General features: G+C 71.1%; 22 protein-coding genes. 5 read left to right on the top strand and 17 right to left on the bottom strand.

The genetic code is table 11. The annotated features are described in order from the left end of the window. Window positions 1–3: 3 nt before the first annotated feature. The 8 genes from QQY66_RS09425 to QQY66_RS50265 all read right to left on the bottom strand — a co-directional run bounded on the left by QQY66_RS09425 (window position 4) and on the right by QQY66_RS50265 (window position 9,087). Window positions 4–3,741, bottom strand: coding sequence for a lipopolysaccharide biosynthesis protein (locus tag QQY66_RS09425; protein WP_301978681.1), 3,738 nt, complete (start codon window positions 3,739–3,741; stop codon window positions 4–6). Next, window positions 3,734–4,534, bottom strand: coding sequence for a polysaccharide deacetylase family protein (locus QQY66_RS09420; RefSeq protein WP_301978680.1), 801 nt, complete (start codon window positions 4,532–4,534; stop codon window positions 3,734–3,736). Before QQY66_RS09420 ends, QQY66_RS09425 begins: the two co-directional genes overlap by 8 nt. Then, window positions 4,527–5,507, bottom strand: a complete 981-nt coding sequence (locus QQY66_RS09415) for a glycosyltransferase family 2 protein (RefSeq protein ID WP_301978679.1) — start codon at window positions 5,505–5,507, stop codon at window positions 4,527–4,529. Before QQY66_RS09415 ends, QQY66_RS09420 begins: the two co-directional genes overlap by 8 nt. After that, window positions 5,504–6,337 carry a glycosyltransferase family 2 protein gene (locus QQY66_RS09410; protein ID WP_301978678.1) on the bottom strand — a complete coding sequence of 278 codons (834 nt, stop codon included), beginning with the start codon at window positions 6,335–6,337 and terminating at the stop codon, window positions 5,504–5,506. Before QQY66_RS09410 ends, QQY66_RS09415 begins: the two co-directional genes overlap by 4 nt. 392 nt (window positions 6,338–6,729) lie before the next feature. Next, window positions 6,730–7,824, bottom strand: a complete 1,095-nt coding sequence (locus tag QQY66_RS09405; RefSeq protein WP_301978676.1) for a GNAT family N-acetyltransferase — start codon at window positions 7,822–7,824, stop codon at window positions 6,730–6,732. A 1-nt stretch (window position 7,825) separates the two neighbouring features. Beyond that, window positions 7,826–8,251 (bottom strand): hypothetical protein, encoded by a 426-nt coding sequence (locus QQY66_RS09400; protein WP_301978675.1) that lies wholly within the window; start codon window positions 8,249–8,251, stop codon window positions 7,826–7,828. A gap of 188 nt (window positions 8,252–8,439) precedes the next feature. After that, complete coding sequence (locus tag QQY66_RS50270) at window positions 8,440–8,811, bottom strand: S8 family serine peptidase (RefSeq protein WP_367666964.1); 372 nt, start codon at window positions 8,809–8,811, stop codon at window positions 8,440–8,442. Window positions 8,812–8,817: 6 nt separating this feature from the next. Next, window positions 8,818–9,087: a protease inhibitor I9 family protein gene (locus tag QQY66_RS50265; RefSeq protein ID WP_367666963.1), complete on the bottom strand. Its 270-nt coding sequence runs from the start codon at window positions 9,085–9,087 to the stop codon at window positions 8,818–8,820. A gap of 253 nt (window positions 9,088–9,340) precedes the next feature. Between QQY66_RS50265 and QQY66_RS09390 the strand changes: the two genes are divergently transcribed. Further along, window positions 9,341–10,156: an SGNH/GDSL hydrolase family protein gene (locus QQY66_RS09390; protein ID WP_301978674.1), complete on the top strand. Its 816-nt coding sequence runs from the start codon at window positions 9,341–9,343 to the stop codon at window positions 10,154–10,156. A gap of 87 nt (window positions 10,157–10,243) precedes the next feature. Here QQY66_RS09390 and QQY66_RS09385 read toward each other — a convergent pair whose 3' ends face one another. The 4 genes from QQY66_RS09385 to QQY66_RS09370 form a co-directional block, all read right to left on the bottom strand. Beyond that, window positions 10,244–11,836 carry a serine/threonine-protein kinase gene (locus QQY66_RS09385; protein ID WP_301978673.1) on the bottom strand — a complete coding sequence of 531 codons (1,593 nt, stop codon included), beginning with the start codon at window positions 11,834–11,836 and terminating at the stop codon, window positions 10,244–10,246. 55 nt (window positions 11,837–11,891) lie between these two features. Beyond that, window positions 11,892–13,511 carry a nickel transporter gene (locus tag QQY66_RS09380; protein ID WP_301978672.1) on the bottom strand — a complete coding sequence of 540 codons (1,620 nt, stop codon included), beginning with the start codon at window positions 13,509–13,511 and terminating at the stop codon, window positions 11,892–11,894. Further along, window positions 13,511–14,878, bottom strand: coding sequence for a lipopolysaccharide assembly protein LapB (locus QQY66_RS09375; RefSeq protein ID WP_301978670.1), 1,368 nt, complete (start codon window positions 14,876–14,878; stop codon window positions 13,511–13,513). The genes QQY66_RS09380 and QQY66_RS09375 overlap by 1 nt, the downstream gene beginning before the upstream one ends. Before the next feature lie 165 nt (window positions 14,879–15,043). Then, window positions 15,044–16,567: a DUF4331 domain-containing protein gene (locus QQY66_RS09370; RefSeq protein ID WP_301978669.1), complete on the bottom strand. Its 1,524-nt coding sequence runs from the start codon at window positions 16,565–16,567 to the stop codon at window positions 15,044–15,046. Between the two features lie 154 nt (window positions 16,568–16,721). Between QQY66_RS09370 and QQY66_RS09365 the strand changes: the two genes are divergently transcribed. The 3 genes from QQY66_RS09365 to QQY66_RS09355 all read left to right on the top strand — a co-directional run bounded on the left by QQY66_RS09365 (window position 16,722) and on the right by QQY66_RS09355 (window position 18,532). Continuing rightward, a complete protein-coding gene (locus tag QQY66_RS09365) occupies window positions 16,722–17,315 on the top strand; it encodes a sigma-70 family RNA polymerase sigma factor (protein WP_301978667.1) in 594 nt (197 codons plus the stop codon). After that, entirely contained in the window at window positions 17,312–18,136 is an 825-nt protein-coding gene (locus QQY66_RS09360; RefSeq protein WP_301978666.1) for an anti-sigma factor, read from the top strand. Before QQY66_RS09365 ends, QQY66_RS09360 begins: the two co-directional genes overlap by 4 nt. A 126-nt stretch (window positions 18,137–18,262) precedes the next feature. Continuing rightward, window positions 18,263–18,532, top strand: coding sequence for a hypothetical protein (locus QQY66_RS09355; protein WP_301978665.1), 270 nt, complete (start codon window positions 18,263–18,265; stop codon window positions 18,530–18,532). Between the two features lie 41 nt (window positions 18,533–18,573). On the opposite strand, the gene QQY66_RS09350 is transcribed toward QQY66_RS09355, so the two are convergent. Genes QQY66_RS09350 through QQY66_RS09340 form a run of 3 tightly spaced genes read right to left on the bottom strand, consistent with a single transcriptional unit; the run spans window position 18,574 to window position 21,539 of the window. Continuing rightward, complete coding sequence (locus QQY66_RS09350; RefSeq protein ID WP_301978664.1) at window positions 18,574–19,782, bottom strand: CaiB/BaiF CoA-transferase family protein; 1,209 nt, start codon at window positions 19,780–19,782, stop codon at window positions 18,574–18,576. 33 nt (window positions 19,783–19,815) lie between these two features. Then, complete coding sequence (locus tag QQY66_RS09345) at window positions 19,816–20,598, bottom strand: ABC transporter permease (RefSeq protein WP_301978663.1); 783 nt, start codon at window positions 20,596–20,598, stop codon at window positions 19,816–19,818. Continuing rightward, window positions 20,595–21,539 carry an ATP-binding cassette domain-containing protein gene (locus QQY66_RS09340; RefSeq protein WP_301978662.1) on the bottom strand — a complete coding sequence of 315 codons (945 nt, stop codon included), beginning with the start codon at window positions 21,537–21,539 and terminating at the stop codon, window positions 20,595–20,597. The genes QQY66_RS09345 and QQY66_RS09340 overlap by 4 nt, the downstream gene beginning before the upstream one ends. Window positions 21,540–21,602: 63 nt before the next feature. Here QQY66_RS09340 and QQY66_RS09335 point away from each other — a divergent pair, with 63 nt between their 5' ends. Continuing rightward, complete coding sequence (locus QQY66_RS09335) at window positions 21,603–22,319, top strand: TetR/AcrR family transcriptional regulator C-terminal domain-containing protein (RefSeq protein ID WP_301978661.1); 717 nt, start codon at window positions 21,603–21,605, stop codon at window positions 22,317–22,319. On the opposite strand, the gene QQY66_RS09330 is transcribed toward QQY66_RS09335, so the two are convergent. Further along, on the bottom strand, window positions 22,316–23,473 hold the full coding sequence (locus tag QQY66_RS09330; RefSeq protein WP_301978659.1) for a type ISP restriction/modification enzyme: 1,158 nt from the start codon (window positions 23,471–23,473) through the stop codon (window positions 22,316–22,318). The genes QQY66_RS09335 and QQY66_RS09330 overlap by 4 nt on opposite strands. Before the next feature lie 112 nt (window positions 23,474–23,585). Beyond that, entirely contained in the window at window positions 23,586–24,332 is a 747-nt protein-coding gene (locus tag QQY66_RS09325; protein WP_301978658.1) for a GntR family transcriptional regulator, read from the bottom strand. Window positions 24,333–24,349: the final 17 nt, after the last annotated feature.

The following is a 24,349-nucleotide window of genomic DNA, read 5'->3' as shown; positions in this document are numbered from 1 at the left end:
CACCTACTTGATCGTCAGGAACCGCTGCACCAGCGAAGCCAGCAGCACCGCCAGCAGAGGCAGCGAGAACCAGAACGTGCTCTGCAGCCGGCGCAGCTGCCGCACGCTCGGCCGCACCGCGACCCGGACCACCTCGCGCGCCGTGAGCAGCACGATCAGCGCGAGGGCGGCGAGGCCTCCGACGACCGACCAGGGCGTCCAGGTCACCTGGGGCCCGATCGGACCGGGGTCGGCCTTGGGGATGTCGCCCGCGGGCTGCTTGCGCAGGGTGTAGATCGTCACGTCCTCGTTGACGTAGGCCTTCGTCAACTCCCGCCGCCTGTCCAGGTTCTGGATGAGCCTGGTGTCCCAGGTCTTCGAATAGCCCATGTCCAACTGCAGATAGACCACCTGACTGCGGTTGATCATCAGATACGAGTTCGGGCCCGCGTCCTTCAGCGCCTTGACCAGCCCCGACACCAGCACCGGGTCGGTCGGCGCCAGAGTCGGCAGATACGCCACCTTCTCCATGTCCTGCGAGCCCCACGGCATCGCCGGAGTCACGTCGTTCACCGTGTCGCTGCTCAGCCACAGCAGCCGGGCGCTCGGCTCGTCATGGGCGTACACGTACTCCATGCCGGCGACCTCGCCGGGCCGTACCCGCTCGAACGGCTCGTTGCCCCAACGGGCCACCAGGAAGCCGCCCATGAGGACGAGCCCCGCCATCAGCGCGGCCAGCGGTGCCAGGCTCACCCGGTCCTTGGCGCGCTCCTTCGCGGTGACGCCGGTACGGGGGAAGAGGGCGAGACCCATGAGCAGGGCGGCGCCCGGCAGCGCGAACATGAAGACGCGCAGCGCCATTTCACCGCCGTACGACTGCATGCCGAAGCCCAGGAACGGCACGAAGGTCAGGACGAGCAGCGAGCGCTCCCGGTACTTGTGGTCGCGCCGCCGCCACCAGCCCCAGCAGGCGAACGCCAGCACACCGCCGGCGAGCAGCACGCGCGCGTACAGCACGAGTTTGTGTGTCGAGCTGCCGCCCTCGATCCGGCCGGACACCGACGAGGACACATTGCCGCCGACGCCGCCGACCCCGCCGAACAGCTCGTCGAAGTGGCCGGACCAGTACGGCTCGGCCATGAAGCCGATCCAGGAGATCACCATCACGCCGAACAGGATGGGCAGGCCGCGCAGTTCGGACTTGCCGATCAGGACGAGGACCGTCACCAAGCCCAGCATCACGAACGGGGTCAGCTGGTGCGCGGGCACGGTCGCCGCGAACAGGCCGAGCACGACCATCAGCAGCACGGCACGCTGCCGCCGGTCCGTCGGCTCGACCTCCGCCTCGCCGGGCCGCTGCTTCGTCCAGATCACCCGGCGCGCGCGGAACCACACCAGCAGGATCGCCGCGAACACCAGGTACAGCAGATAGGTGAAGCCCTGCGGTGAGAAGTAGTCCTGGCCGACCCACCCGCTGAGCACGAACACCCAGACGCCGGTCCACTTGGCGCGCCAGCTCGCCCGCATCGAGCGGGTGAGCAGGAACACCGGCACCAGGTACAGCAGCTGCATGGTCAGCGGCCACCAGCGGATGATCCCGGTGAAGTCCGTGACCCCGCAGGCCTCCGCCACGAACGTGGCCGCCGCGAAGAAGCCCGGCCAGCTCCAGCGCGCGTCCAGGTCGGGTACGGCGGACCCGGTCCGGTCGATGTAGTCGAGGAAGCCCAGATGCTGCCAGGCCGTCGCGAACCGCGGTTCCGTCTCGATCACCGCGGGCAGCGCGTGCAGCGACACGACGGTGGCGAGCAGCGTGATCAGCAGCAGGGCCCGGTGCTCACGCTGAGGCCAGAGCAGCGAGGCGAACACCACGATCAGCAGCGCGGCGCCGGTCAGCGTCGGCAGCGGCAGTACGGAGATCAGCCCCAGCCCGCCCATGCCGTCCAGGTCGGTCTCGCCGAGGCGCAGCGCCGGGACCCAGTACAGGAGCAGGGCGGCGATCAGCAGACAGCCGAGGAACAGGCCGGAACGGGTGGGTTGCAGGCGTTCGCGGAGGGAGCGGGGTTCCGGGGGTTCCGGGATGTCCGGAACCTCGGCCACCGGCGCCGGAGCAGACGGATCAGGAGCGGCAGACACCTCCAGGCCCGGCTCCCGCTCCTCCACCGGCAGCCCCACGACCTCCGGCACCCTCGGCTGATGCGCCCAGGTCGGCCGGTGATGGTCCACCCGCACCACCGGCGTCCCCGTAGGCGGCGTCCCCGGCCCCGGACGCACATCCGGACGGCGTTCCTGATGGTCGAAGTCGACGTGGATGCCCAGGGTGAGCGTGTCGGAGTCGAGCGCCCAGCCGGGCCTGACGGGGACCTCGCGCGCCCCCAGGTCGGCGAGGTCCCCGTCGGGCGGTGCCGCGTCCTGGGGAGCGGCGGCCGGTGCGGTCATGACGGTCCGCAAGAGCTTGGGCGCGGCGATCGCCACGATCACGGCGAGGCTGCCGACCTCGGCGACGCCCGCTCCGGTCAGCCCCATGCGGGGCAGCAGCACCAGCGTCAGCCCGAGCACCAGGGCACACAACAGCCCCTGCAGCCACGCGAGTCCGGCGGTACGGCTCTGCGCTCGCAGCACCGCGAAGTACGTCTCCATCACGACCCGCAGCAGCCCGCCCACCGCGAACCACCGCAGCAACGGCGTGGCCGCGTCCGCGTAGCCCCCGCCGAAGACACCGAGGATCCACGGGGCGCCGAAGAACAGGATGACGGCGACCGGCACCATGATCCGGGCCATCCGCTTCAGTGCGGCACGGGTGTTGGCGGCCAGCCGCCCCGGATCGTGCGAGCCCTCGACGGTCAGGGAGGCGCCCATGTTGATGGCGAGCAGATTGACCGTCCCGCCGATGGTGGCGGCGATGTAGAAGTACGCGTTGTCGGCGGAACTCACCTGCGCGGCGACGATCACCGGCACCAGATAGACCACCGCGAGCGAGAACAGCGAACCGGTGTAGTCGCCCGCCAGGAACCGCCCGATCTCCCTCAGCGTCGGCGGCTCGGCGTGCTCGTCGGTCGCCTTGACGTGCCCCGGCACCAGCCGCCGGAACACCAGCCAGCCCAGCGGCAGCACCGACACGGCGATCGCCGCGACCCACGACACGAAGACGCCTGCCATCGGGACCGCCGCGGCGATCACGACCAGCAGCACCAGCTTGACCGCGGAGAACACGGTGTTGCCCACCGGCACCCACAGCGCGTTGCGCAGTCCGGTCAGCACCCCGTCCTGGAGGGTGAGCAGATTCCAGGCGATCACCGCGACCACGAACCCGAGTGCGGGCAACGGCCCGTTCAGGAAGCGGTACGACGGCCCCCACATGTCCAGCGTGAGCAGGAAGACGCCCGCGGCCAGCGCCACGATCACCGAACTGCCCGCGTAGGTACGGAAGATGAGCCGCCCGGTGCTGCGTCCGGCGAGCGGTATGAAGCGGGCCAGCGCGCCGGTCAGCGTCACCGCGGTCAGCCCCGCGAGGAGCTTCAACGCGGCGATCGCGGCGGAGCCCTGGCCGACCGCGGACTCGGAGTAGTAGCGGGCGGCGACCACCCAGTAGCCGAGGCCCAGCACAGCGGAGATACCGGTGTTGAGCATCAGCGCGTAGGCGTTGCGGAACAGCTGGCTGCCGCCCCCGGACCGGCCGAGGCCGGGCAGACGCAGCCGGCGCCGCGACCGCTCGGGCGCCTGTGTCCCGGGCTGGGCCTCGGTCTTGGTGGTCGTGTCAGACACGGGAACGGATGGCCTTCCGGCGGACCTGTCGGGCTCTGCGGACCAGGGCGTACCCCTTGGTGAGGGCACGGTCCCCCGCGAACGTACGCGCGATTCGGCGGCCCTCGGCCAGCCGCGTGAACTCGTCGGTCGACGTGCTGCGCCGCACGGTGAGACGGGTCAGGGCGTACGGCCCCTGCCGGCGCCGCGCGAGGCCGTTGTTGACGGCGAGCGCCTGGCCGTACCCCGTCTCGTGGACCGCCTCGCGCACCCGGCGGCTGGAGTAGCCGTACGGGTAGGCGAACGAGGCCGGTACGGAGCCCAGTTCGTCCTGGACGATCTCCTTGCACAGGATCAGCTCCCGGCGCAGCCGGTCGTCCGGGAGCTGGTCGAGCTGCGGGTGGGTGTGGCTGTGCCCGCCGATCTCGACGCCGGCGGACGCGAGGTCGCGGACCTGGTCCCAGTCGAGCATGGTGTCGAGTGCGCCGCCCGCGTTGTGCGGGCCGCGCAGCCAGCCGGTGGTGACGAACACGGTTGCCGCGAAGGAGTGCTTGGCGAGCACGGGCAGGGCGTGCCGGTGCACGCCCTCGTAGCCGTCGTCGAAGGTGACCAGGACCGGGCGGTCGGGCAGCGGTCCGCCGTAGCGCCAGCGTTCGGCCAGCTCCGCCGTGGAGACGGGGGTGAGGCCCAGGTCGGCGATCGCCGCCATCTGTTCGGCGAACGCCTCGGGTGTCACCGACAGGGCACGGGTGGCATCGCTCGGTTCGGCTGCCACCGCGTGGTACATGAGTATCGGCACGCGCGCGTCAGTCACGACCGCCCCCCGACTCCGGCACGACGAAAGCCCCCTTGCGTGCCCGCACGCTCCCCACGACGTATCCACCCGCCGCCGTCAGCACCCCCGCGACGATCGCGCCCGCCCGTCCCGCGCCGCCCGGCCGGGCCAGCAGGGCGTCGCGCAGCCCGCGGGCCACTCCGGCGGGCAGCACCCGGGTCGCGTACCGGCGCTCCGACTCAAGTCCCTTGTCCGCGCCGACACTTCGGGCCACCAGCGCCTTGGACAGGCCCTCGGCGTATGTGCGCGTGCGGAAGTACCCGAAGTGCTCACGCGCCTCGGGCACCCTGTGGTGGATCACCGCACGGTCGTCGATCAGCAGCACGCCCTCCGGTCTGGCCCGGGTGAGCCGGATGCACAGCTCCGTCTCCTCGCAGCCCAGCGGGCGCTTGTCGCCGTCGCGTCCGATGCCGGTGGCGAATCCGCCGGCCGCCTCGAACGCCGTACGACGGAACGAGGCGTTGCCGCCGAGGACGTTGCGCACCCGGACCCGGCCGGCGGGCAGGCCTTTGTAGGTGCAGCCCACCACCCAGTCGAACTCCTCCGGGAACCAGGCCGGCCGGCGCCGCGACGCCCAGATCGGCATGGTGCGCCCGCCGACCGCCAGGACGCGCGGGTCGGCGTACCCGTCCGCGAAGTGCCGCAGCCAGTCGCGTTCGGCGACGGCGTCGTCGTCGAGGAAGGCGATCACCTCGCCGTGCGAGGCCGCGATACCGGTGTTCCGGCCGGCGGACAGACCGCGGGGACCCGCGTTGGCCAGCACCCGCACCTCGGCCACTTCCTTGTACTCCTGGGCCAGCCGGTCCAGGAGCGCCGCGTTGTGGTCGACGATCAGCAGTGTCTCCAGGGCGGGCCGGGACTGTGCCCGGACCGAGGCGACCGCCGCGAGGATGTCCTCCCAGCGGTCCTCGGTGTAGACGCAGATCACGACGGAGATGTCCGGACTGCTCAAGACACCTCTCCCCGCGCCGAGTCGAGCACCGAGTCGAGCATCGGGGAGTGCTGCTCACGGCGGCGCAGGGCACGCCGGTTGGAGCGCTCCTTGAGGATCACCTTGAGCACCCGCAGCCCGTCCCGCACGGCCCGCAGATTGCTGGTGCCGTGGATGCGGAGGTACTCGTGGCTGGGTATCTCCTGCACCTTCAGACCCGCCTTGACCACCCTGATGTTGATCAGGGTCTCGATCTCGAAGCCGGTGCAGTCGAGCTCGATCTTGTCCAGGCAGTGCCGCCAGAACGCGTTGTATCCGTAGCAGAGATCCGTGTAGCGGGCGCCGAACTTGCGGTTGACGGCCGTGCACAGCGCCCAGTTGCCGAGCTTTCTGATCGGCGTCATGTCGTCGGTGCCGCCGCCGTTGGCGAAGCGTGAGCCCTTGGCGAAGTCCGCGCCCGAGACGAGGGCGGAGACGTACGACACGATCTCGTTGCCGTCGGCCGAGCCGTCCGCGTCGACCATCACGATGATGTCGCCGGTGGCCGCCTCGAACCCGGTGATCAGCGCGTCCCCCTTGCCCTTGCCGCGCTGCTCGACGACCTTGACGTCGGGCCACAGCTCGCGGGCCACTTCGACGGTGCCGTCGGTGGAGTTGCCGTCCACCAGAACCACTTCGTGGATCCAGCTGGGCAGCGTCTTGAAGACGTACGGAAGATTCTCCGCCTCGTTCATGGCGGGAATCACCACACTCACCGGTGGCGTGATGGCCAGGTGAGTGGAGATGGGCCGGTAGGCACCGGCGGTGGTCGGATCCTGGCCCGTACTGGCCGGGCGCAGAACTGAGCTCATGAGTCTGGTCCCTCTCGTCCGGTGGACCGCCCGCCCCCGGGCGGCCCGGCTCTTTGTCCGGTTCGAAAGGGGGGTATCTCACTTACGGCATGCCGACATCGATCTCCGTGCATGCCGGGTGAGCTGGCAAAGCCGGCCGACTGCCGCGATCGGGCATTCGGTCGCGCGGCACGACTCGGCACATGGTGTGGTCACCGAGCACGGCACCCCCCTACCGCGCCCCGCTCCGGAGCCATCGCGGTCCTCGAGCCCCTCCCCTTGGACCGAACGCCGATGACCCGATGCGGGTGAGATGTACGACGGTATTGACGATTGAGCCTGTATGGCAAGACCTGGAACAAGGCCTCACATTTTTGTTGTTGTGTCCGCTATCGAACGATAGATAGCGATACCTATAGTCCCGATCGGATTTTTCCTATCCGTTTGAGCATGTTGTCCGCTCGTTCGAACAGTTCCGGCCGGGCCACCACCGTGTTGCGCAGCGCCCGGACCGGGGCGCGGCGCGCCCGGTGCCCGAGCGCCACCGGGTGGCGGCGCGTCACCCACCCTTCGGACACGCTGAGTTCCCGTGTCTTGAGGGAGTCCTTGTATTCCTTCTGGCCCCGGCCGAGATCCAGATAGGCGATCCCGTCGGCGGCGGCAGCCTCCGCCATCCGCAGATGCAGGATCAGACCCGGCGAGTACTTCGAGAACGCCGGGTCGTACGCCGGGAACCAGCAGGCCAGCACCCGCTCGGTGCGCAGCCCGAAGTGCGCGGCGACCGGCTTGCCGCCCGCGTACAGCACGGACAGGATCCCCGCGAACGGCTCGGAGCGGGTGTGGAACAGGTGCCGCACGAGCTGCGTGATCCACTCGTGCGCGAACCGGTCGCTGCGCCCGGTCCTGCGGTACTGCGCCGACTTCCACGCCATGAGCGTGCGCAGGGCGGCCGGGTCGCGCTCGTCGTGGACGTAGCGCACCTCGCCGGCGTCCCGGCCGAGCTTGCGGTCCTTGGCGAGCGTGGTCTTGGTGAACTTCGGTGACCGGGCCCGCAGATCGCTCAGATAGGTGTCGTAGCCCTGGTCGACGTCCATCACGGGCGACGCGAAGCTTCCGGTGGCCTCCGCCTGGAACGGCCCCTGGCCCTGCACCAGGTGGTCGAACTCCCAGACGGACAGCCCGCAGGCCCGCAGCAGCGCCCGGGCGTCCCAGCTGAACCCGGGCCGGTGCACCAGGCCCTGGGCGTCCGAGATGCCCAGGCCGATGGCCCGTCCGATGCCGGCGGCGGACCGCTGGTGCGGGAAGAACGCGGCCGGTTCGCCGCCCTTCCGTACGACCGCGATCCGCACCCCGCGCCGGTGCCGGCCGACCGCGAGCGTGAACTCGGGGGACAGGAAAGGGTTCGCCAGTTCGGGAGATCCGTGCAGATGAGCCTTCGACTGCATGGCTGTCCAGGCCGCCCGGTCGGCTTCGCTCAGCTCGCCGGGGCGGTACACGCTGATGTCCACGTCAGTCAGTCCGCCTTTGAGCCGTACGGCCGCGCAGCCGCCGTACCAGAACCAGCAGGAGAGTCAGGGAGCTGATCGCGGTCACGGCCGCGACACCGCCTCCGATGGACCACCGGTGCACGGCCAGCATGGCCTGGGCGACCAGCATGTTCACGACGATCGCGCCCGCGACCGCGACCGGGATCCGGCCGAGCGGGGGCAGTCCGTGCAGGGCCGCGGCGATGGCCGCAGCCGGTGCCACGAGCAGGAAGAAGAGGGTGAGCGGGCCGCGCAGCGGCGAGCCCGAGTCGGCGAGCGCGAGCACCGCGCCGATCCCCGCGACGGCGGTCGCCGCGCCCGCGAGCAGCGGCGTCAGGTCTGTCGCCGGCCCGGGACGTGCGCGCTCGGCGCCGTCCGTTGAAGAACGCTTGATACCTATGGTCTGCATTGGCGACTTTGCCCCCTGAAGCGCCGGATGCCGGGCTTCAATGTGACGCAGCCGTGCGGGGGCCGTCAAGACGGGGAAGACGGTCACCCCTACTCGTGACGCTCTTTGCACAAGTGTTCCCCGGAGACGACGGACGCCTCCGGGGAACTCCCTGTCACTTCAGGCCCGTTGCCGTCACGGAACGATCTTCAGCAGCCGGTTCGGGAGCCGGTGCCCGGGCTGGTGACCACGCCGGTGGTCGCGCCGCTGGTCAGCGCCGAGGCGACCTGCGCCGGGGTGGACGAGGCGTGATTCGCGAGATAGACCGCGGCCTCGCCCGCGACGTGCGGCGTCGCGATCGACGTACCGGAGATGGTGTTGGTCGCGGTGTCGCTGGTGTACCAGCCCGCCGTGATCGAGGAGCCCGGCGCGAAGATGTCCAGAATCGAGCCGTAGTTGGAGTAGCTCGTCTTTGCATCCGTGTTGGTGGTGGCGCCCACCGTGATCGCCGAGGCGACGCGGGCCGGGGAGTGCGAGGAAGCGTTGGCGCCGCTGTTGCCCGCAGCGACCGCGTAGGTCACGGTGGGTCAGCTCGCGCTCTGTGCGACCAGAGGATCGTGCCGAGAGGGCTGCCCGTCGGGGCGCTTGCAGCCGAGGGCCGCAGGAGGGTGGACGAGCTCCGCTGAGGACTTCGCGCAGCCCGCAGCCGGGTCTGCGGCGAGTTGCTTGGCCTCGGTCGCGGAGAGGGTGGCCGGGTAGCCGTTCAGTGCGGTGCCGAACGTCTTCTTCACCGTGCCGCCGTGCTCCGTGACCAGGCTCTTGCTCGCGCTCGACGCGGCTTTTTCGGCCGCGAGCACCTTCCCTCGGCCGGTGCGGCCTCGGGGGGCGCGTCATCGCGCACACGGCCCGGAGCGTCGCGTTCCGTCCCGGGCTGAAGTAAAGGATCAGCCGTCCACGGGCGTGGCGAAAGGGAGTTGAGCGTCTGTCAACACACCTGTCATGAGCACGAAATCAGCGGCCGGGCCGGGAAAGTCTTGGCATGGACACTTCCATTCAACACGCGTAGTTGCTACGACGGTTGTGGCAGAGATCCTGCTATAGGGAGGTTCCATGAGACGTTCCCGAATTGCCGTATACGTCAGTTCACTCCTCCTGGCCGTCGGTGTCACCCTCACCGGATCGGCCGCCGCGCAGGCCGCCCAGCCCGCCGCAGAAGGCGGCTATGTGGCCCTCGGCGACTCCTACTCCTCCGGGCTCGGCGCGGGCGGCTACATCTCCTCCAGCGGCGAGTGCAAGCGCAGCACGAGGGCGTACGCCTACCTCTGGGCCGCCGCCAACTCACCCTCGACGTTCGACTTCACCGCCTGCGCGGGCGCCCGAACGGATGATGTTCTGGCGAGTCAGCTCGGCCCGCTCAGCGCCGCCACGTCCCTCGTGTCCATCACCATCGGCGGCAACGACGCCGGCTTCATGAACGTGATGGTCACCTGCGTGCTGCAGTCCGACAGCGCCTGCGTCTCCCGCGTCAACACCGCCCGGGCGTACGTCGACTCGACGCTGCCCGGCAAGCTCGACAACGTCTACTCGGTGATCCGGGCCAAGGCCCCGTCCGCCCGCGTCGTCGTGCTCGGCTACCCCCGCCTGTACCGGCTCGGCGCCCTCTGCCTCGGGCTCTCCGAGACCAAGCGGAAGGCGATCAACGACGCCGCCGACCACCTCGACACCGCCATCGCCAAGCGCGCCGCCAACCACGGCTTCGCCTTCGGCGACGTCCGCCCCGCCTTCACCGGCCACGAGATCTGCTCCGGCAGCCCTTGGCTGCACAGCGTGAACCTGGCCAACATCAGCGAGTCGTACCACCCGAACGCGAGCGGCCAGTCCGGCGGGTACCTGCCGGTGCTGAGCGCTCCGCTGGAAGCACGGTGATGAACGTGCGGGCCGGTGGGGGCTGGTCGCGCAGTTCCCCGCGCCCCTTCGGGGGCGCTGTACCGCACCGGAGTTCACCAGTTCCGCTCAGGGCGAGGCCGTAGGTGAAGGGGAGACCCCGTTCGTCGGGGTCTCCGACTCGCAGGTCACCGAGAACGGCACCGAGTTGGACGTGGTCCGCACCGGGTCGCGCACCTCGACACTGATCTCGTTCTCGAAGGTCCCGCTGTCGTCGTACGTCGTCACGAACGCCCGGTCCTGCTTGGTCCGTGAGCCGCCCTCGGGGAACGACAGCGTCTTCCAGCCCGCGTCCATCACCTCGCCGTCCTGGGACACCCACCGATAACTCACCTCGGCCGGAAGCTGCCCGACCGTGATCGTCGCCGTGAACGCGGGCGCCTCGCCGTTCGGCGGCGGACACGCCCCGGAGTACTCCGTGTTCGCGCCCGCCAACGAGACCTGTACGGACTGCTGCGGCGGGGCCGAGGTCGTCTCCTCCTCGCGGGGACTCTCGGTGGGCCCGGTCGCCCCACCGGCCCCGTCGTCGTCCTCGGAAGGCGAACTGCCCTCGCTCGTCTGGCTGGTGGTGGCACCGCCCCCTTGATCGCCCCCGTCGTCCTCCCTGTTCAGCAGGGCGTACGTCAGTCCGGCCAGGGCCAGTGCGAGGGCGGCGAGGCCCGCGACGATGGCGATGGCGGCACGGCGGTTGCGGTCGGGTTCCCGGGTCGTGGTGGTGGTCGCCGGGGTGGGGACGGGCTGGGTGGAGGGGAACGGCGGGGTGGGCGCCTGCTGCGGCTGGGCCGCGAGCGTCGGTGTGTAAGGGGCCGCGGGGGGAGTGTCCGCGTGGGGGGTGCCTCCCGCTCCGATCAGCCGCAGATCCTGCTCCGCCCGGTCCGCCGACAGCCGCTCGGCCGGGTCCTTGCGCAGCAGCCCCTCGATGACCCCGGCGAGCGGACCGGCCCGGTGCGGCGGCGGCAGCTCCTCGTCGACGATCGCACGCAGGGTGCTGAGCGGGGTGTTCTGGCGGAACGGGGAGTTGCCCTCCACCGCCGCGTACAGCAGTACGCCCAGCGACCACAGGTCCGACTCCGGACCCGGCGTGCGCCCCAGCGCCCGCTCCGGCGCCAGGAACTCGGGCGAGCCGATGACCTCTCCGGTCATGGTCAGCGCCGAGCTGCCCTCGACCATGGCGATGCCGAAGTCGGTGAGGACGACGCGGCCGTCGTTCGACATCAGCACGTTGCCCGGCTTGACGTCCCGGTGCAGCACCCCGGCGGAGTGCGCGGCCCGCAGCGCGGCCAGCACCTCCGCGCCGATGTGGGCGGCACGCTGCGGCGACAACGTGCCCTCGGCCTCCAGCTGGTCCGCCAGCGACACCCCGCGGATCAGCTCCATCACGATCCACGGTCGGCCGCCCTCCGAGGCCACGTCGTACACCGTCACCACATTGCGGTTCGCGACCCGCGCCGCCGCCCATGCCTCGCGCTCCAGCCGGGCGTACAGCCGCTCGACCTCCGACGCCGGCAGCCCCGCGGGCGCGCGCACCTCCTTCACGGCGACCTCGCGGTGCAGCAGCGCGTCGCGGGCCCGCCACACCGTCCCCATGCCGCCCTCGCCGAGCGGGGACAGCAGACGGTAGCGGTCCGCGATCACACGCTCACTGCCCGGTTCTTCGGACACGGGCTTCCCCCATTCGCATCCGGGCTGATTCTCCTCAATTCTCCCCGAACGTAGCTCAGCCAAATGCGGATGCGGCCCCCTTGAGAAGCAATCCGATCCCGAGCGCGACGACGACGAACGCGGACAGCAGCGGTGCGGTCCTGCGCAGCAGGGTCACCGTAGGACTGGCGGTCCAGCGCGGACGTTTGTCCAGCACTCGGGTCATGCCGGTGCCCAGCCTGACAACGGCGAACCCGGCCGCGGTGAGGGTCAGCGCGAGCCCCGCGCCGTACGCGACGACGAGCAGCAGCCCGAACCAGGCCTTGCCGAGGGCGGCGGCACCGACGAGCACGACGACGGCCGACGGGCTGGGCACGAGTCCACCGGCGAAGCCGAGGAGGAGCGTGCCGCGGAGGGTGGGGGCGGTGGAGTGGGTGTGGGTGAAGCCGCCGTGCGAGTGCTCGACGGTGTGTGAGTGGCTGTGGGGGTGGTCGTGATGGTGGTCGTGGGGGTGAGCGTGAGCGTTCGCTGAGTGGGATGCGGATACCGCGCCGACCAGGGCGAGTTGGCGGGCGGGGGGCTTGTCGGGCTCGTGCGGGTGCGGGTGGTCATGGGTGTGCCCGTGCGTATGCCCGTGCGTGTGACCGGGTCCATGCGTGTGGCGCCGGTTGCGCCAGGCTCGTCGTACGAGATTCGCGCCCGCCGCGATCACCAGGGCGCCGCTCGCGATGCCCAGCCAGGCGATCACCGAGGGCGTCGCCGCCGAGCCGGCCGTGACCAGGAGGCCGAGGGCGACGACGCCGAGGGTGTGGGTGACCGTGACGGAGGCGGCGAGGGGGAGGACGTTCCGGAGGCGGGCGCGCCCGCCGTGGGCCGCTGCGGTCGCGGCCATGAGGGTCTTGCCGTGGCCCGGGGCAAGGGCGTGCATCGCGCCGAGGCCGACCGCGATGACCAGGGCCAGCGCGGCGAAGCCGAGGGTGAGGTCGTGGCGGGCGACGAGGGAGTCCAGGGCGCGGGTCCAGCGGTCGGCGCCGCGCGGCAGCACGGAGGCGGCCGGGGCGTCCTGCTGGTCGTCGGTGAGGGCGGGGCCGCCGGAGCGTATGCCCAGGGACGCGGTCGCGGTGTCGGCGGGGGAGGAGAGCAACTCCTCTGGGTACTCGGTCAGTTCACGGGAGATCGACTTCTCCGGGACGTCCGACGCGGTGAGCGTCATACGGTCGCCGCGTGCGGTGACCTCGCGCCAGCCGGGGCCGGAGTCGGCGCCCGCGCCGCGGAAGTCGAGGGCCAGGGACTCCTGGTCGGGGAGCGGTGCGGTCAGCCGGCACTCCACCCGGAGCGTGTCGAGCCCCGCCTGTCCGGGCCGCACGCGCGCGTGGCTCTCCGCGACGGAGAGGCCGACCGCGCGCCCCTCGACGGTGACCTCGCTGTCCCGCGCGGCCGAGGCGCACCGCTGCCGGGCCCAGTCGGCCATGCCCGCCTTCTCGATGTCGGGCTCGGCCTGGGTCGCCGGGATCTCCGCCAGGTCCTCGACGTGCCGGACGCGGAGTTCGCCGGGGGCGGCGACGAGACCGTCGTAGCGGTTGACGGTGAAATTGCCGAGAGGGTGCGCGCTCGCGGTTCCGGAGGGGACGAGCACGAGCGCGCAGACGGCCGTCAGGACGGCCGCGCCGGAGGCGAACAGACGACGGGGGCTCATCACCGGGCCGCCTCCGGGTCCTTGAGCGCCGTACGGGCCTCCCGCGCGCCCAGCGGCGAGAAGCCGGGGTTCAGCTTCAGCGCCGACGTGAGGGAGGCGCGGGCCTCCTCGGCGTTGCCGGTGGCCTGCTCGATCATGCCGCGGTGGTAGAGGAACGCGGCGTTGCGGTAGCCGGTCGCGGTGGCGCGGCGCGCATACGGGAGGGCTTCCTCGTCCCGGCCGTTCCTGTGCAGCGCCCAGGCGAGGGCGTCCGCGGTGTGCACGGTGTGCCGGCGGTCCCACTCGGCACGGGCCGCGCGCAGCGCCGACTTGGCGTCGCCGTGGTCGGCGGCGGCGAGCGCGGTGTCGAGGTCGGCGTTGACGCCGTTGGCACGGGCGAGCGCGGTCCACGCGTCGACGAGGGCGTACTGGTCGTTCGCCTTCGCCCGGTCCCCGTCGGCGCCCCGGGCCTCGTACAGCTCGCCCAGGACGACGAGCGGGCCTGGCAGCGGATACCGCGCCACGACCTGCTCCATCCCCTTGATCGCGCCGGCCCTGTCACCGCTCGCGGCCTGCGCACGGGCGCGGCCCTCCAGCGCGGGGAGGTAGTTCTCGTCGGCGGCGAGCGCGCGGGCGAAGTGCTCCAGCGCCGTCTCGTAGTCGCCCTGGTTCCAGGCGAGTTGACCGAGCTGCGTCGCCACGTACGCCACGTCTCCGGGCGCCGTGGCCGACGCGAGGGCCTGCTCCAGCACCCGCTTCGCCGTCCGTACGTCGCCGCGCAGCTCGCGCACATACGCGTACCGGCTGAAGACGGGGACCCCCGGACGCCGGGAGTCGGCGGCGTCCGCGGCCTTCGACGCGTCGGCATACCGGCCGAGTTCGACGAGGGCGTCGATACGGGAGGACAGCGCGCGTTCGTTGTAGGGGTTCTGCTTCAGCGCCTGGTCGGCGAAGTTCAGCGCGTCCTCGAAGTCATGCCGGGCGGCGGCGAGCGCGGCACGCCCCGCCAGGGCCTGGTCGTTGTCGGCCGCAAGCTCCAGGGACCGCTTCAACGCCCGCTCGGCCTGCGGATAGCGCGACGGGTCCCCCTTCGTCCGCGCCTGCTCGACATAGGCGAGCCCGAGGGTGGCCCAGCCGCCGAAGTCCTTTGGCTGGGCGCGGAGACGGACCTGCAGCGAGGCGACGCTCGCGTCGAGATCGCCGCTGGACAGCAGCGCCGGTGAGACGGCCGCGGGCGCGGACGCGACGGTCTGGCCTCCGTTGTCCCGCACGGCCCCGAACACGATGGCGCCTGCGGTCATGGCGACGGCCAACATGGCGGCACATGCGGCGAGCTGTAGGGCCTTGGGCCGCTCACGAGGCTCACTGTCGTTCGTACGCGGGGACATGCCCTCTCCTCGGTCGCCTGAAGGAAGTGATGAGATCAAGCGGCGCGGCCCGCGCCGTGGGGGATGGGTACGAGCGGGCCGCGCCAGTCATAGCGCCCCGTAGGGGCGCGGGGAACTGCGCGACCAGCCACAACGGCCCCGCAGTTTCCCCATGACCCGGCGGAGTCAGTAAGCACGCCCCCGCATCCGCCGCCACCACATGAGCCCCGCGCCGATCAGCAGAATGCCCGCCGCACCGGCACCCGCCGAAGCGGCGATCAGGGTGGTGTCGTCCGAACCGCCGGAGGTGAGCGCATCGCCCAGCTGGTTACGCACGTCGTTGCCCCCGGTCGTGCCCTTGGCGAGCGGACCGCGCGAACCCTCGGTAGGCAGTGCAACGTACGGGAACGCCTTCTCGAAGTCCTTGTCGTTCTGGTCGACGGCGTCGCCCAAGTCGTTCTTGGCGCCGACCAGTTCACCCTCGACCACCTGGAGCGAGGCGTCGAGCACGTCGTCGGTCAGCCGACGCCCGTTCGGGAAGCCCGCATTGTCCCCGTCGAGGACGCCGAGCCGCTTCGGTTCGGCGGCCGGCTTGATCGAGGTGTTGAGCCGCAGCTGCTCCGACGCGCGTACGTTCGGCGGCTGGTTGAGGCCCTCGACGCCCTTGAGGAAGACGTCCACGAGATCGGTGCGCGGCTCGTCCGGAGCGTCGATCTTGTAGATCGCCTCGATGAGCTTCGGCAGCTCGGGGTTGGTCACGTTCTTCAGGAACTGCGCGTCGTCCCACGGCGAGGACGCGTTGAACGTGTCCTTGTCCTTGAGCGGGTTGACGACCTCGTTCACCAGCGGGCTGCCGAGCCGCGACACCTGCGTGAAGTGCCCCTGCGCGTTCTTGCGCTGGGTCGTCGACCAGATACCGACGATCGGCTGGTCCGCCGACTCGGTGATCATGTCCGTCGGCACCTGCAGGGCGATGGAGTTGACGTTGTAGCCCTTGAGCGTGTCGTTGCCGACCTCGGAGAGGTTCCCGCCGTACAGCAGGTCGAAGACGCGCAGGTCCAGGAAGAACGGGTCGTCCGCCTGACCGGCGAACGTCGTGGCGCCGCTGGTCAGTTCGTGCACGGCCTGGGAGCGCAGCTTGGCGTAGTCCGGCATCGACGCCTTGCCGACGTTGGACGGGGCCACCGGAACGTCGTCCGCGACCTTCGTCTTCGACACCAGGTGCTGGTTCTTCAGCCGCAGCAGATCGATGTCGTACGTCTGCGTGATGTTCAGGTCGGGGTCGTCCAGGCTCTCCACCGGACCGGTGTTGTACAGGAACGTCTTGTCGTTCTTGATGTGCGTCTTGAAGGTGTAGCGGTACAGCAGTTCGCCCTGGGCGTCGCCGTTGTTGTCGATGTGGATGTCGTACTGGGCGTCCTCGGCGAACGTGAAGAAGTTCGGTCCGCCGGCCGGCTCCTCGAACGGGATCCAGTTCGCGACGATCGTCGTCGTGTCCGGCTTGTCCGGGCTGACGAAGGCGTACACGTCCGTGTTGTCGTACTGCGGGGTCCCCGAGATCAGCGGGGCCTCCCGGTGGCTGGAGGCGGAGGCCGCCCCCGGTTCCAGCGTGGCCACGCCGGCGGCTGCGAGCGCCCCGGCGGCCAGCGCACCACATACGAGGGTCGCGACGCTCCGCGCGCCCACGCCGCTCCTGGAGATAGGTGTCATGCCGTCCGTCCTCAGTCCAACTTGCCTGACGCACGAGGATTCGACGCCGGTGGCAGGGCGGATTGGTCGAACCTCAAAACAAAATTTCCCGGTGCTGGACTGGCGTTTTGGGCACGCTGATCCGTAACCCCATCCGGAGGTGGGTTCGTTGCGAATGCCTCGTGGGACGGGATCGGCCCCGTGCGGCCGAAGAGAGGGGGACCGGGTGGAGGCGGACGAGCTTCTGTTACTGGTGGCGGGGGGCGACCAGAAGGCCTTCGAGAAGCTGTACGGACTGGTGTCCGGGCCGGTGTACGGACTCGTCAGACGAGTCGTACGCGACCCGGCGCAGTCCGAGGAGGTGTCACAGGAGGTGCTGCTCGAACTCTGGCGGTCCGCCGCGCGGTTCGACCCCGGCCGGGGCAGCGCCCTGTCCTGGATCCTCACCCTCGCCCACCGCCGCGCCGTGGACCGGGTGCGCAGCGCCCGCGCGGCCGGCGAGCGCGAGCAGCGCGAGGCACGCCGCTCCCACAGCCCCGCCTTCGACCAGGTCTCCGAGGAGGTCGAGGCCGGACTGGAACGCGAGTGGGTACGCCGCTGCCTGGACAGCCTCACCGTGCTCCAACGGCAGTCCGTCACCCTCGCCTACTACGACGGGCTTACGTACCGTGAAGTGGCCGAGCAGCTCTCGCTGCCGCTCGGTACGGTCAAGACCCGGATGCGCGACGGACTGACCCGGCTGCGCGAGTGCCTGGGAGGTGTCGCATGAGCTTCCTCGACCGACTGCTGCGCCGCGAGGACCTGCACTCCCTGGCCGCCCCCTATGCCCTCGACGCCCTGGAACCGGCGGAACGCGTGCGCTTCGAGAAGCACCTCGACGACTGCCCCCTGTGTGCCGCCGAGGTGCGGGCCCTCACCGAGGACGCCGTCCGCCTCGCCTGGTCCACGGCCGCACCCGCGCCGGCCGCGATGCGTGACCGGGTCCTGGCCGCCGTACGCGCCACTCCCCAGGAACCCGCCGCACAGCCCGAACCGGCACGCGCGCGCACGCCGCAGCTGCCGCCGCACGTCTGGGGCACCGAGCCGCTGCCCGCGCGCGCCCGGGCGCGCAGGGGGCGCCCCCTCTTCGTCCCGTTCGCCACCGCGACGGCCGCAGCGGCCCTGGTCGTCGCCTCGCTCTTCGCCGTGCAGGCCAACCAGACGCAGGACCAGCTGGACGCCCAGCGGGCGCAGGCACGTGAGATCGCCCACGTTCTCGCGGCACCGGACGCGCGCTCGAGCACCGGACAGGATGCGCGGGGCCGAAGCATCGGAGTCATCGCCTCGGCATCCGAGGGGAGCGCGGTGGTCACCCTGAGCGGATACGGCGATCTGCCGAGCGGCACCGTGAACCAGCTCTGGCTCATGCGCCCCGATGCGCAACCGCGCTCCCTCGGGCTTTTCGACGGCGACACGCCCTTGGTCGCGGCCGGATTGGAGAAATCCGCGACATCACTGGCTGTGACCGTGGAGCCCGACGGCGGGTCGGAGCAGCCCACCACCCAGCCAGTTGTCCAACTCGCCCTGGAATCGGTTGGATTCGGAGAGTAGCCGGGGAAGAGTCGTCAACCCCCTTACGGGGAAGGTGAATCCTGTGACCGCGATACACGAGTGCCCCATGAGGGCGATAGGGTTACCCTGCCCGGGCCGGGTGGACTCGTACGGGTGGGGAGTGACATGGAACAGATAACAGTGCGCAGCAGGGCGAGGGTCCCTGCGATCACCTGCGGGAGCAGCGCGACCAGTTCGCGCCTCGACCGCCATCTCTCGGTACTGGCAGGTCCTGCGGTGCCGCAGACGGAGGCAGCAGAGGCGACCTCGCTGATGCGCGAGATCACCGCACGTGACACCGCGCACCAGCGCAGCGACAGGGGCAAGAGGGTGGGCCGGCTCTCGCTCTTCGCGCCACTGCGCCGGCTGCGCCGTTCACTGTTCGGCGACCGCTGAGCGGCACCGCGCTTCTCGAGACCGTTCATCGAGTCCCGCGCTCAGGCCGCCACACCGTCCCGGCGCAATGCTGCGATCTCCTCGTCCGTCATCCCCACGGCACGCAGCAACGTTTCGGTGTGCGCCCCGAGCGCGGGCACGGCCCCCATCCGTGCCTCGTCCCCGCCCGGCATGGTGATGGGCGGCAGCAGTGCCCGTAGCGGCCCCACCGGCGACTCCACCTCCCGCCACCGCCCCCTGGCCGCCAGCTGCGGATGCTCTGCGACCTCCCGTACGTCCCTGAGCCTGGCGCACGCGATGCCCGCAGCCTCCAGTCGCGCCATGGCCGTATCAGGATCCAGCGCGGCCAGCGCCTTCGCGACGGCCGCGTCCGTACGTTCCCGGTTCGCCACCCGCGCCGCGTTCGTCGCGTACGCCGGATCGCTCCCCAGCTCCGGCCGCTCCAGCACCTGTTCGGCCAGCCGCCGCCACTCCCGGTCGTTCTGCACCGACAGCAGCACTCTCCCGCCGCCCGCCGTCGGATAGGCGTCGTACGGCGCGATGACGGCGTGCGCGAGCCCCGTGCGCGCCGGGGGTGTGCCGTCGTGCATCACATGGTGCAGCGGATGCCCCATCCACTCCGCGAGCGCCTCCAGCATCGACACCTCGACCGGCCCGCCACGGCCCGTCGTCCCCCGCCGTACGAGCGCCGCGAGGACGCCCGAGAAGGCGTACATGGCCGCCGCGATGTCGGCCGCCGGAATCCCCGCCTTCACCGGCTGCTCCGGCGTCCCGGTGACCGACACCAGCCCCGCCTCGCACTGCACGAGCATGTCGTACGCCCGCTTGTCCGCGTACGGTCCCGACGCCCCGTATCCGGAGATGTCCACGGCGACCAGCCGCGGGTGCGCGGCGCACAGCGTGCCCGCGTCGAGCCCGAGCCGGGCGGCTGCCCCCTGGGCGAGGTTCTGCACGAACACGTCCGCGTCCGCCACCAGCCGCCGTACGACATCGAGCCCGCGCGGGTCCTTCAGATCGAGGGCGATCGACTCCTTGCCCCGGTTGCACCACACGAAGTGCGAGGCGAGACCGCGCGCGGCGGTGTCGTAGCCGCGGGCGAAGTCGCCGCCGTCGATCCGCTCGACCTTGATGACACGGGCGCCCAGGTCGGCGAGCTGACGGGTGGCGAAGGGAGCGGCGACGGCCTGTTCGACGGAGACGACGGTGATGCCTTCGAGGGGAAGGGGAAGGGGGTCCATGCCGTGGATCATGACCCACGAGTGGCGCTCCGCGGAAGGAGGGCCTCACCGCTCGCCGCGCGCGTACCGTCGTACGGCGAGCGGCCCGAAGACGGCGATCAGCGCCGCGCACCAGGCCAGCGACCCGGCCACGGGATGCGCCACCGGCCAGGCGGAGCCCTCCGGGACCGGAGCGTTGCCGAACAGGTCCCGCAGGGCCGTGGTCACGGCGCTGATCGGGTTCCACTCGGCGATCGTGCGCAGCCAGCCCGGCAGATTGTCCGTGGGGATGTAGGCGTTGGACAGCAGCGGCAGCATGAAGGTCGCACTGCCGAGCTGACCGGCGGCCTCCTCGCTCCGGGACAGCAGCCCGAGGAAGATCCCCACCCAGGTGCAGGCGAACCGGAACAGCAGCAACAGCCCGACGGCGCCCGCCGCTTCCAGCGCGGACCCCTCGACGCGCCAGCCCACCGCGAGCCCGACCAGCAGATACGGCACCGTCCCGACGGCGGTGACGACGACATCGGCGACCGCCTGGCCGAGGGGAACGGCCCCTCGGCTCATCGGCAGGGTGCGGAGCCGGTCCATCACACCCCGGTGCGAGTCCTGGGCCGCCTGGAACATCCCCGTCATGATCCCGTTGGCCGCGGTCGCCACCAGCAGCCCCGGCACGAGGAAGGAGCGGTACTCCGCGCCCGGCATGGCGAGGGCGCTGCCGAAGACATAGCCGAAGAACAGCAGCATCGTGATCGGCATGGTCTGGGTGAGGATCAGCAGCCCCGGGTTGTTCCGCACCCGCCGCAGCTGCCGGCCGAGCATGGCGGTGCCGTCGAACGCCAAGGTGCTCATGCCACCAGTTCCTTTCGGGCGGTCAGTCGGAGGAAGACGTCGTCGAGGCTGGGCGGTCGCAGGCTCGCGTCGAGCAACGGCACGCCCGCGGCGTCGAGTTCACGGACGAGACGGGGGACGGTGAGGGTCTGGTCGGCGGTGACCGCGCCGACCGCGTTGCGTTCACGGTCGAACGAGGGCTCGCCGCCGGTGAGTTGGTGCAGGACGGCGGCGGCCTCGGTCAGGGCGTCGGCGTGGGCGACGACGACCTCGGCGTACGAGCCGATGAGCGCCTTGAGCTGGGCCGGGGAGCCGGTGTGGGCGACCCGTCCGCGGTCCACCAGGGCGATGTCGTCGGCGAGTTGATCGGCCTCGTCCAGGTACTGCGTGGTGAGCAGCACGGTCGTGCCGTCCGCCTTGAGGTCGCGGACCGCATCCCAGATCTGATTGCGGGTGGCCGGGTCGAGGCCGGTGGTGGGCTCGTCGAGGAAGAGCACGTCGGGGCGGCGGATCAGGCTCGCCGCCAGGTCCAGGCGGCGCCGCATCCCGCCCGAGTAGGTGGACGCGGGCCGGTCGGCGGCCTCGGTCAGCCCGAAGCGGTCCAGCAGCTCGCCCGCCCGCTCGGCGGGCCCCCGCACCCGGTGCAGCCGCGCGAACAGCCGCAGGTTCTGCCGCCCGGTGAGGTCCCCGTCGACTGACGCGTACTGCCCGGTGACGCCTATCCGGCGGCGTACGGCCGCCGCCTCCCGTACGAGGTCGTGCCCCGCGACCCGGGCCGATCCCGTGTCGGGCCGCAGCAGCGTGGTGAGCAGCCGGACGGCGGTGGTCTTGCCCGCCCCGTTGGGCCCGAGGACCCCGCAGACCGTGCCCTGCGCGACGGCCAGGTCCAGTCCGCGCAGGGCGTGAACCGTCCCGAACCGCTTCTCCAGACCCTCACTAAGTACAGCGTACGTAGAAGTCATGGGTCGACCATAGCGCACTACGTACGCTGTACGTAACTAGGATGGTGGCCGAGGTGATGATCGATGGCGGGCCGAGCGGCCGAACCCGAAGTGATCTGGGCACGTCCCGAGCGGACGGGCCGGGGGCCGAAACCCGCGTACACACGCGCCGACATCGCGGCGGCGGCGGTGCGGATCGCCGATGCGGAGGGCCTGGACGCGGTCTCGATGCGGCGGGTGGCCGGTGAGCTGGGCTGCGGCACGATGTCGCTCTACAACTACGTCCCCCGCAAGGAGGACCTGTACGAGCTGATGATCGATGCCATCGGTGCCGAGCACGACATCCGGGAGCCCTCGGGCGACTGGCGCGCCGACATGCTCCGCAACGCGCGCGAGACGCGCGCCATCATGCACCGCCACACCTGGGTGCCGCGGCTGATGTCGGGCGTGTACGGCTTCAGCCCCAACACCCTGCGCTATCTGGAGCACTGCCTGGACTGCCTCGAACCGCTCGGCCTCCCGTACAGCACCAAGATGGAGCTGGTCGCGCTGCTCAACGGCGTGGTGACCACGTACACCGCGAACGAGATCGCCACCGCCGAGCGCACCCGTTCCATGCCCTGGTCCGAGGAGGAGGAGAACGCGGTCCGTATCGCCTACCTCGGCAGCCAGGTGGCCACCGGCGCGTATCCGCGACTGGCCGCGGCCTTCATGGAGCAGAGCGGACCGATCGACCTGGAGGCGGTGTTCGAGCGGGCGCTGGGACGGGTACTGGACGCCTTCGACCCGGATCTGCGTTAGATCAGCGTGAGCTGGCCCTCCGGTCCCTCCTCGTGTGCGTCCAGTACGGACGCCGGGCGGCGGGACGGGGCCGGCGGTGGGAGTACGCCCGCCTTGTGCAGGTCGGCCGTGGTCACCGGGGACGTCAACGGGTCGGGGAGGGGCGGGACTTCGGAGAGCAGGGCCAGTACGGTGATCAGCTCGAGCAGCTCCGAGGTCCAGGTCTGGGGCCAGGTGGCCGGGCGGATCGCCTCGAGGGTGCCCGGTGGTTCGGCGGGTGCCGTCCGTGCCGTGAACCATTCCTCCAGCACCCGGACCCCGCTCACCTCGAAGTCCCAGGCCTCGGGCGGCACCGGGGAGATACGGCCCTCGTCGATCTGCAGGGCCTCCTCCTCACGGTCGTAGAGAAGGGTGTGCGGCCGGGCGGGAAGCGGGGCGCGGACATACGGTCGGCGACCGCCGGGGAGCTTCGGGCGCTCGCCGTCGCGGCACATCAGCCGGAGCGCCCGACGGCCCGACTCCACGCCCAACGCCCAGAGTTCGGGGTCCCCGGTCAGGGGCACGGCGAGGTCGACACGGACCGCCGCCATGATCCAGGCCAGCACGTCCGCCGGCTCAGGCACCTCGCCCAGACGCTCACCCAGGAACTCCAACAGGCCCGGCGCCAGGTTCGGTTCCACCCCGCCCGGACGGCGATACAGCGGCCGGACACGGCCGGGCCGCAGCAGCGGCAACAGCGAAGTCGCCAGGAGAACCGGCCCGCCCCCGCCGCACGCCGTCTCAGCGACGAACACCTGCCGCTCGTCCACCACCCGCCACAACTCCGGCCGGGCCACGTCGATCAGCCGGTGATCGGGGATCAGCCACTGCTCATCGAAGGGCGCGCGCAGCACTCGCACGGGTTCCGGGCAGGGCCCGGCGGCCCGGGCCAGCTTCTCCGTACCACTGGACTGCCCCGGCAACTGCCCGACCGCCGAGTGCAGCGTCCGCGACCGGGTCGGCTCGAACAACGCCTCCCGATCCGGCCCCTCGGCCTTCACCAACGCATCCCACCGAGCTTTCAGGGACGCCGCATCGGGACCCGTCGGCCACCCCCGCCCGATCCGCGGCGATGCGACGGACCACGGCATGAGATCCGCCAGCAGCGGAGCGTCGTCGTGCGTCACGCTGGGCATGGTACAAGCGCCCCGCAGGGGCGCAGGGCTGTATCGATTTGCGGCTCCGCCGCGTGGGCGCGACCAGCCCCCACCGGACCCGCAGACAAAGAACCGCCCCTCCAGCGGAGCGCTACGCATCGAGGGTCACCGTGAACGAGAAGCGGTCCCCTCGGTAGTGGATCACTGCCGCGTCCAGGACCCGGCCGTCCACGTCGTAGGTCACGCCCGTGTAGTGCAGGATCGGGCTGAGCAGCGGGACCTGGAGCAGCCGGGCCGTCTCCGGGTCGGCGAGCCTGGCCTGCACGGTGTCCGTGATGCGGCTGATGTCCGCCCCGACGACGTCCCGCAGCACCTTGGTCATCGGCCAGCGCAGCAGATCGGCGGGATCGATGCGCGTGGCCAGTTCGGGGCGCACGTAGTTGCGGGCGTGGTTGGTCGGCTCGCCCGTCTTCTCGTCGCTGCGCAGGCGGTGGTACGTCGCCACCTCGTCCATCTCCGGGAAGTACACGGCGAGTTCGGCGGGTGCCGGCGCCTTGCCGTGGTCGAGGAGCTCGGTCGTCATGCCGGACTGCTGGGCCACGATCGCGTCCACGGAGCCGAGCAGCCGCACGGGGGCGCCCCTTTTGGCATCCGGCTCGATGAACGTGCCGCGACGGCGATGGCGGGTGATCAGCCCCTCGTCCTCCAGCTCCTTCAGCGCCTGCCGCATGGTCAGCACGCTCACGCCGTAGTGCCCCGCCAGCTGCTCCTCGGTCGGCAGCCGCAGCGGGTCCTGGGGCGAGCGGCCGAGTATCGACGCGCGCAGCGACTGCGACACCTGATACCAGAGCGGCAGCTTGCGGTTCAGGACGATCGAGTCCGGGGCGAAGGAGGTCATTGAGCCATCCGTACCGG

The sequence above is a fragment of the Streptomyces sp. DG2A-72 genome, from assembly GCF_030499575.1.
In the GTDB taxonomy this organism is placed as follows: domain Bacteria; phylum Actinomycetota; class Actinomycetes; order Streptomycetales; family Streptomycetaceae; genus Streptomyces.
Note: the sequence above shows the minus strand (reverse complement) of the source record. Positions and strands in the feature narration are given on the sequence as shown.

What these genes read in the sequence shown, in the direction of transcription:
- QQY66_RS09410 (WP_301978678.1), bottom strand. Translation starts at nt 6,337, where the DNA reads ATGAGCTCAGTTCTGCGCCCGGCCAGTACGGGCCAGGATCCGACCACC.
- QQY66_RS09400 (WP_301978675.1), bottom strand. Translation starts at nt 8,251, where the DNA reads ATGCAGACCATAGGTATCAAGCGTTCTTCAACGGACGGCGCCGAGCGC.
- QQY66_RS09390 (WP_301978674.1), top strand. Translation starts at nt 9,341, where the DNA reads ATGAGACGTTCCCGAATTGCCGTATACGTCAGTTCACTCCTCCTGGCC.
- QQY66_RS09380 (WP_301978672.1), bottom strand. Translation starts at nt 13,511, where the DNA reads ATGAGCCCCCGTCGTCTGTTCGCCTCCGGCGCGGCCGTCCTGACGGCC.
- QQY66_RS09375 (WP_301978670.1), bottom strand. Translation starts at nt 14,878, where the DNA reads ATGTCCCCGCGTACGAACGACAGTGAGCCTCGTGAGCGGCCCAAGGCC.
- QQY66_RS09370 (WP_301978669.1), bottom strand. Translation starts at nt 16,567, where the DNA reads ATGACACCTATCTCCAGGAGCGGCGTGGGCGCGCGGAGCGTCGCGACC.
- QQY66_RS09365 (WP_301978667.1), top strand. Translation starts at nt 16,722, where the DNA reads ATGCCTCGTGGGACGGGATCGGCCCCGTGCGGCCGAAGAGAGGGGGAC.
- QQY66_RS09360 (WP_301978666.1), top strand. Translation starts at nt 17,312, where the DNA reads ATGAGCTTCCTCGACCGACTGCTGCGCCGCGAGGACCTGCACTCCCTG.
- QQY66_RS09355 (WP_301978665.1), top strand. Translation starts at nt 18,263, where the DNA reads ATGGAACAGATAACAGTGCGCAGCAGGGCGAGGGTCCCTGCGATCACC.
- QQY66_RS09350 (WP_301978664.1), bottom strand. Translation starts at nt 19,782, where the DNA reads ATGATCCACGGCATGGACCCCCTTCCCCTTCCCCTCGAAGGCATCACC.
- QQY66_RS09345 (WP_301978663.1), bottom strand. Translation starts at nt 20,598, where the DNA reads ATGAGCACCTTGGCGTTCGACGGCACCGCCATGCTCGGCCGGCAGCTG.
- QQY66_RS09340 (WP_301978662.1), bottom strand. Translation starts at nt 21,539, where the DNA reads ATGACTTCTACGTACGCTGTACTTAGTGAGGGTCTGGAGAAGCGGTTC.
- QQY66_RS09335 (WP_301978661.1), top strand. Translation starts at nt 21,603, where the DNA reads ATGGCGGGCCGAGCGGCCGAACCCGAAGTGATCTGGGCACGTCCCGAG.
- QQY66_RS09330 (WP_301978659.1), bottom strand. Translation starts at nt 23,473, where the DNA reads ATGCCCAGCGTGACGCACGACGACGCTCCGCTGCTGGCGGATCTCATG.
- QQY66_RS09325 (WP_301978658.1), bottom strand. Translation starts at nt 24,332, where the DNA reads ATGACCTCCTTCGCCCCGGACTCGATCGTCCTGAACCGCAAGCTGCCG.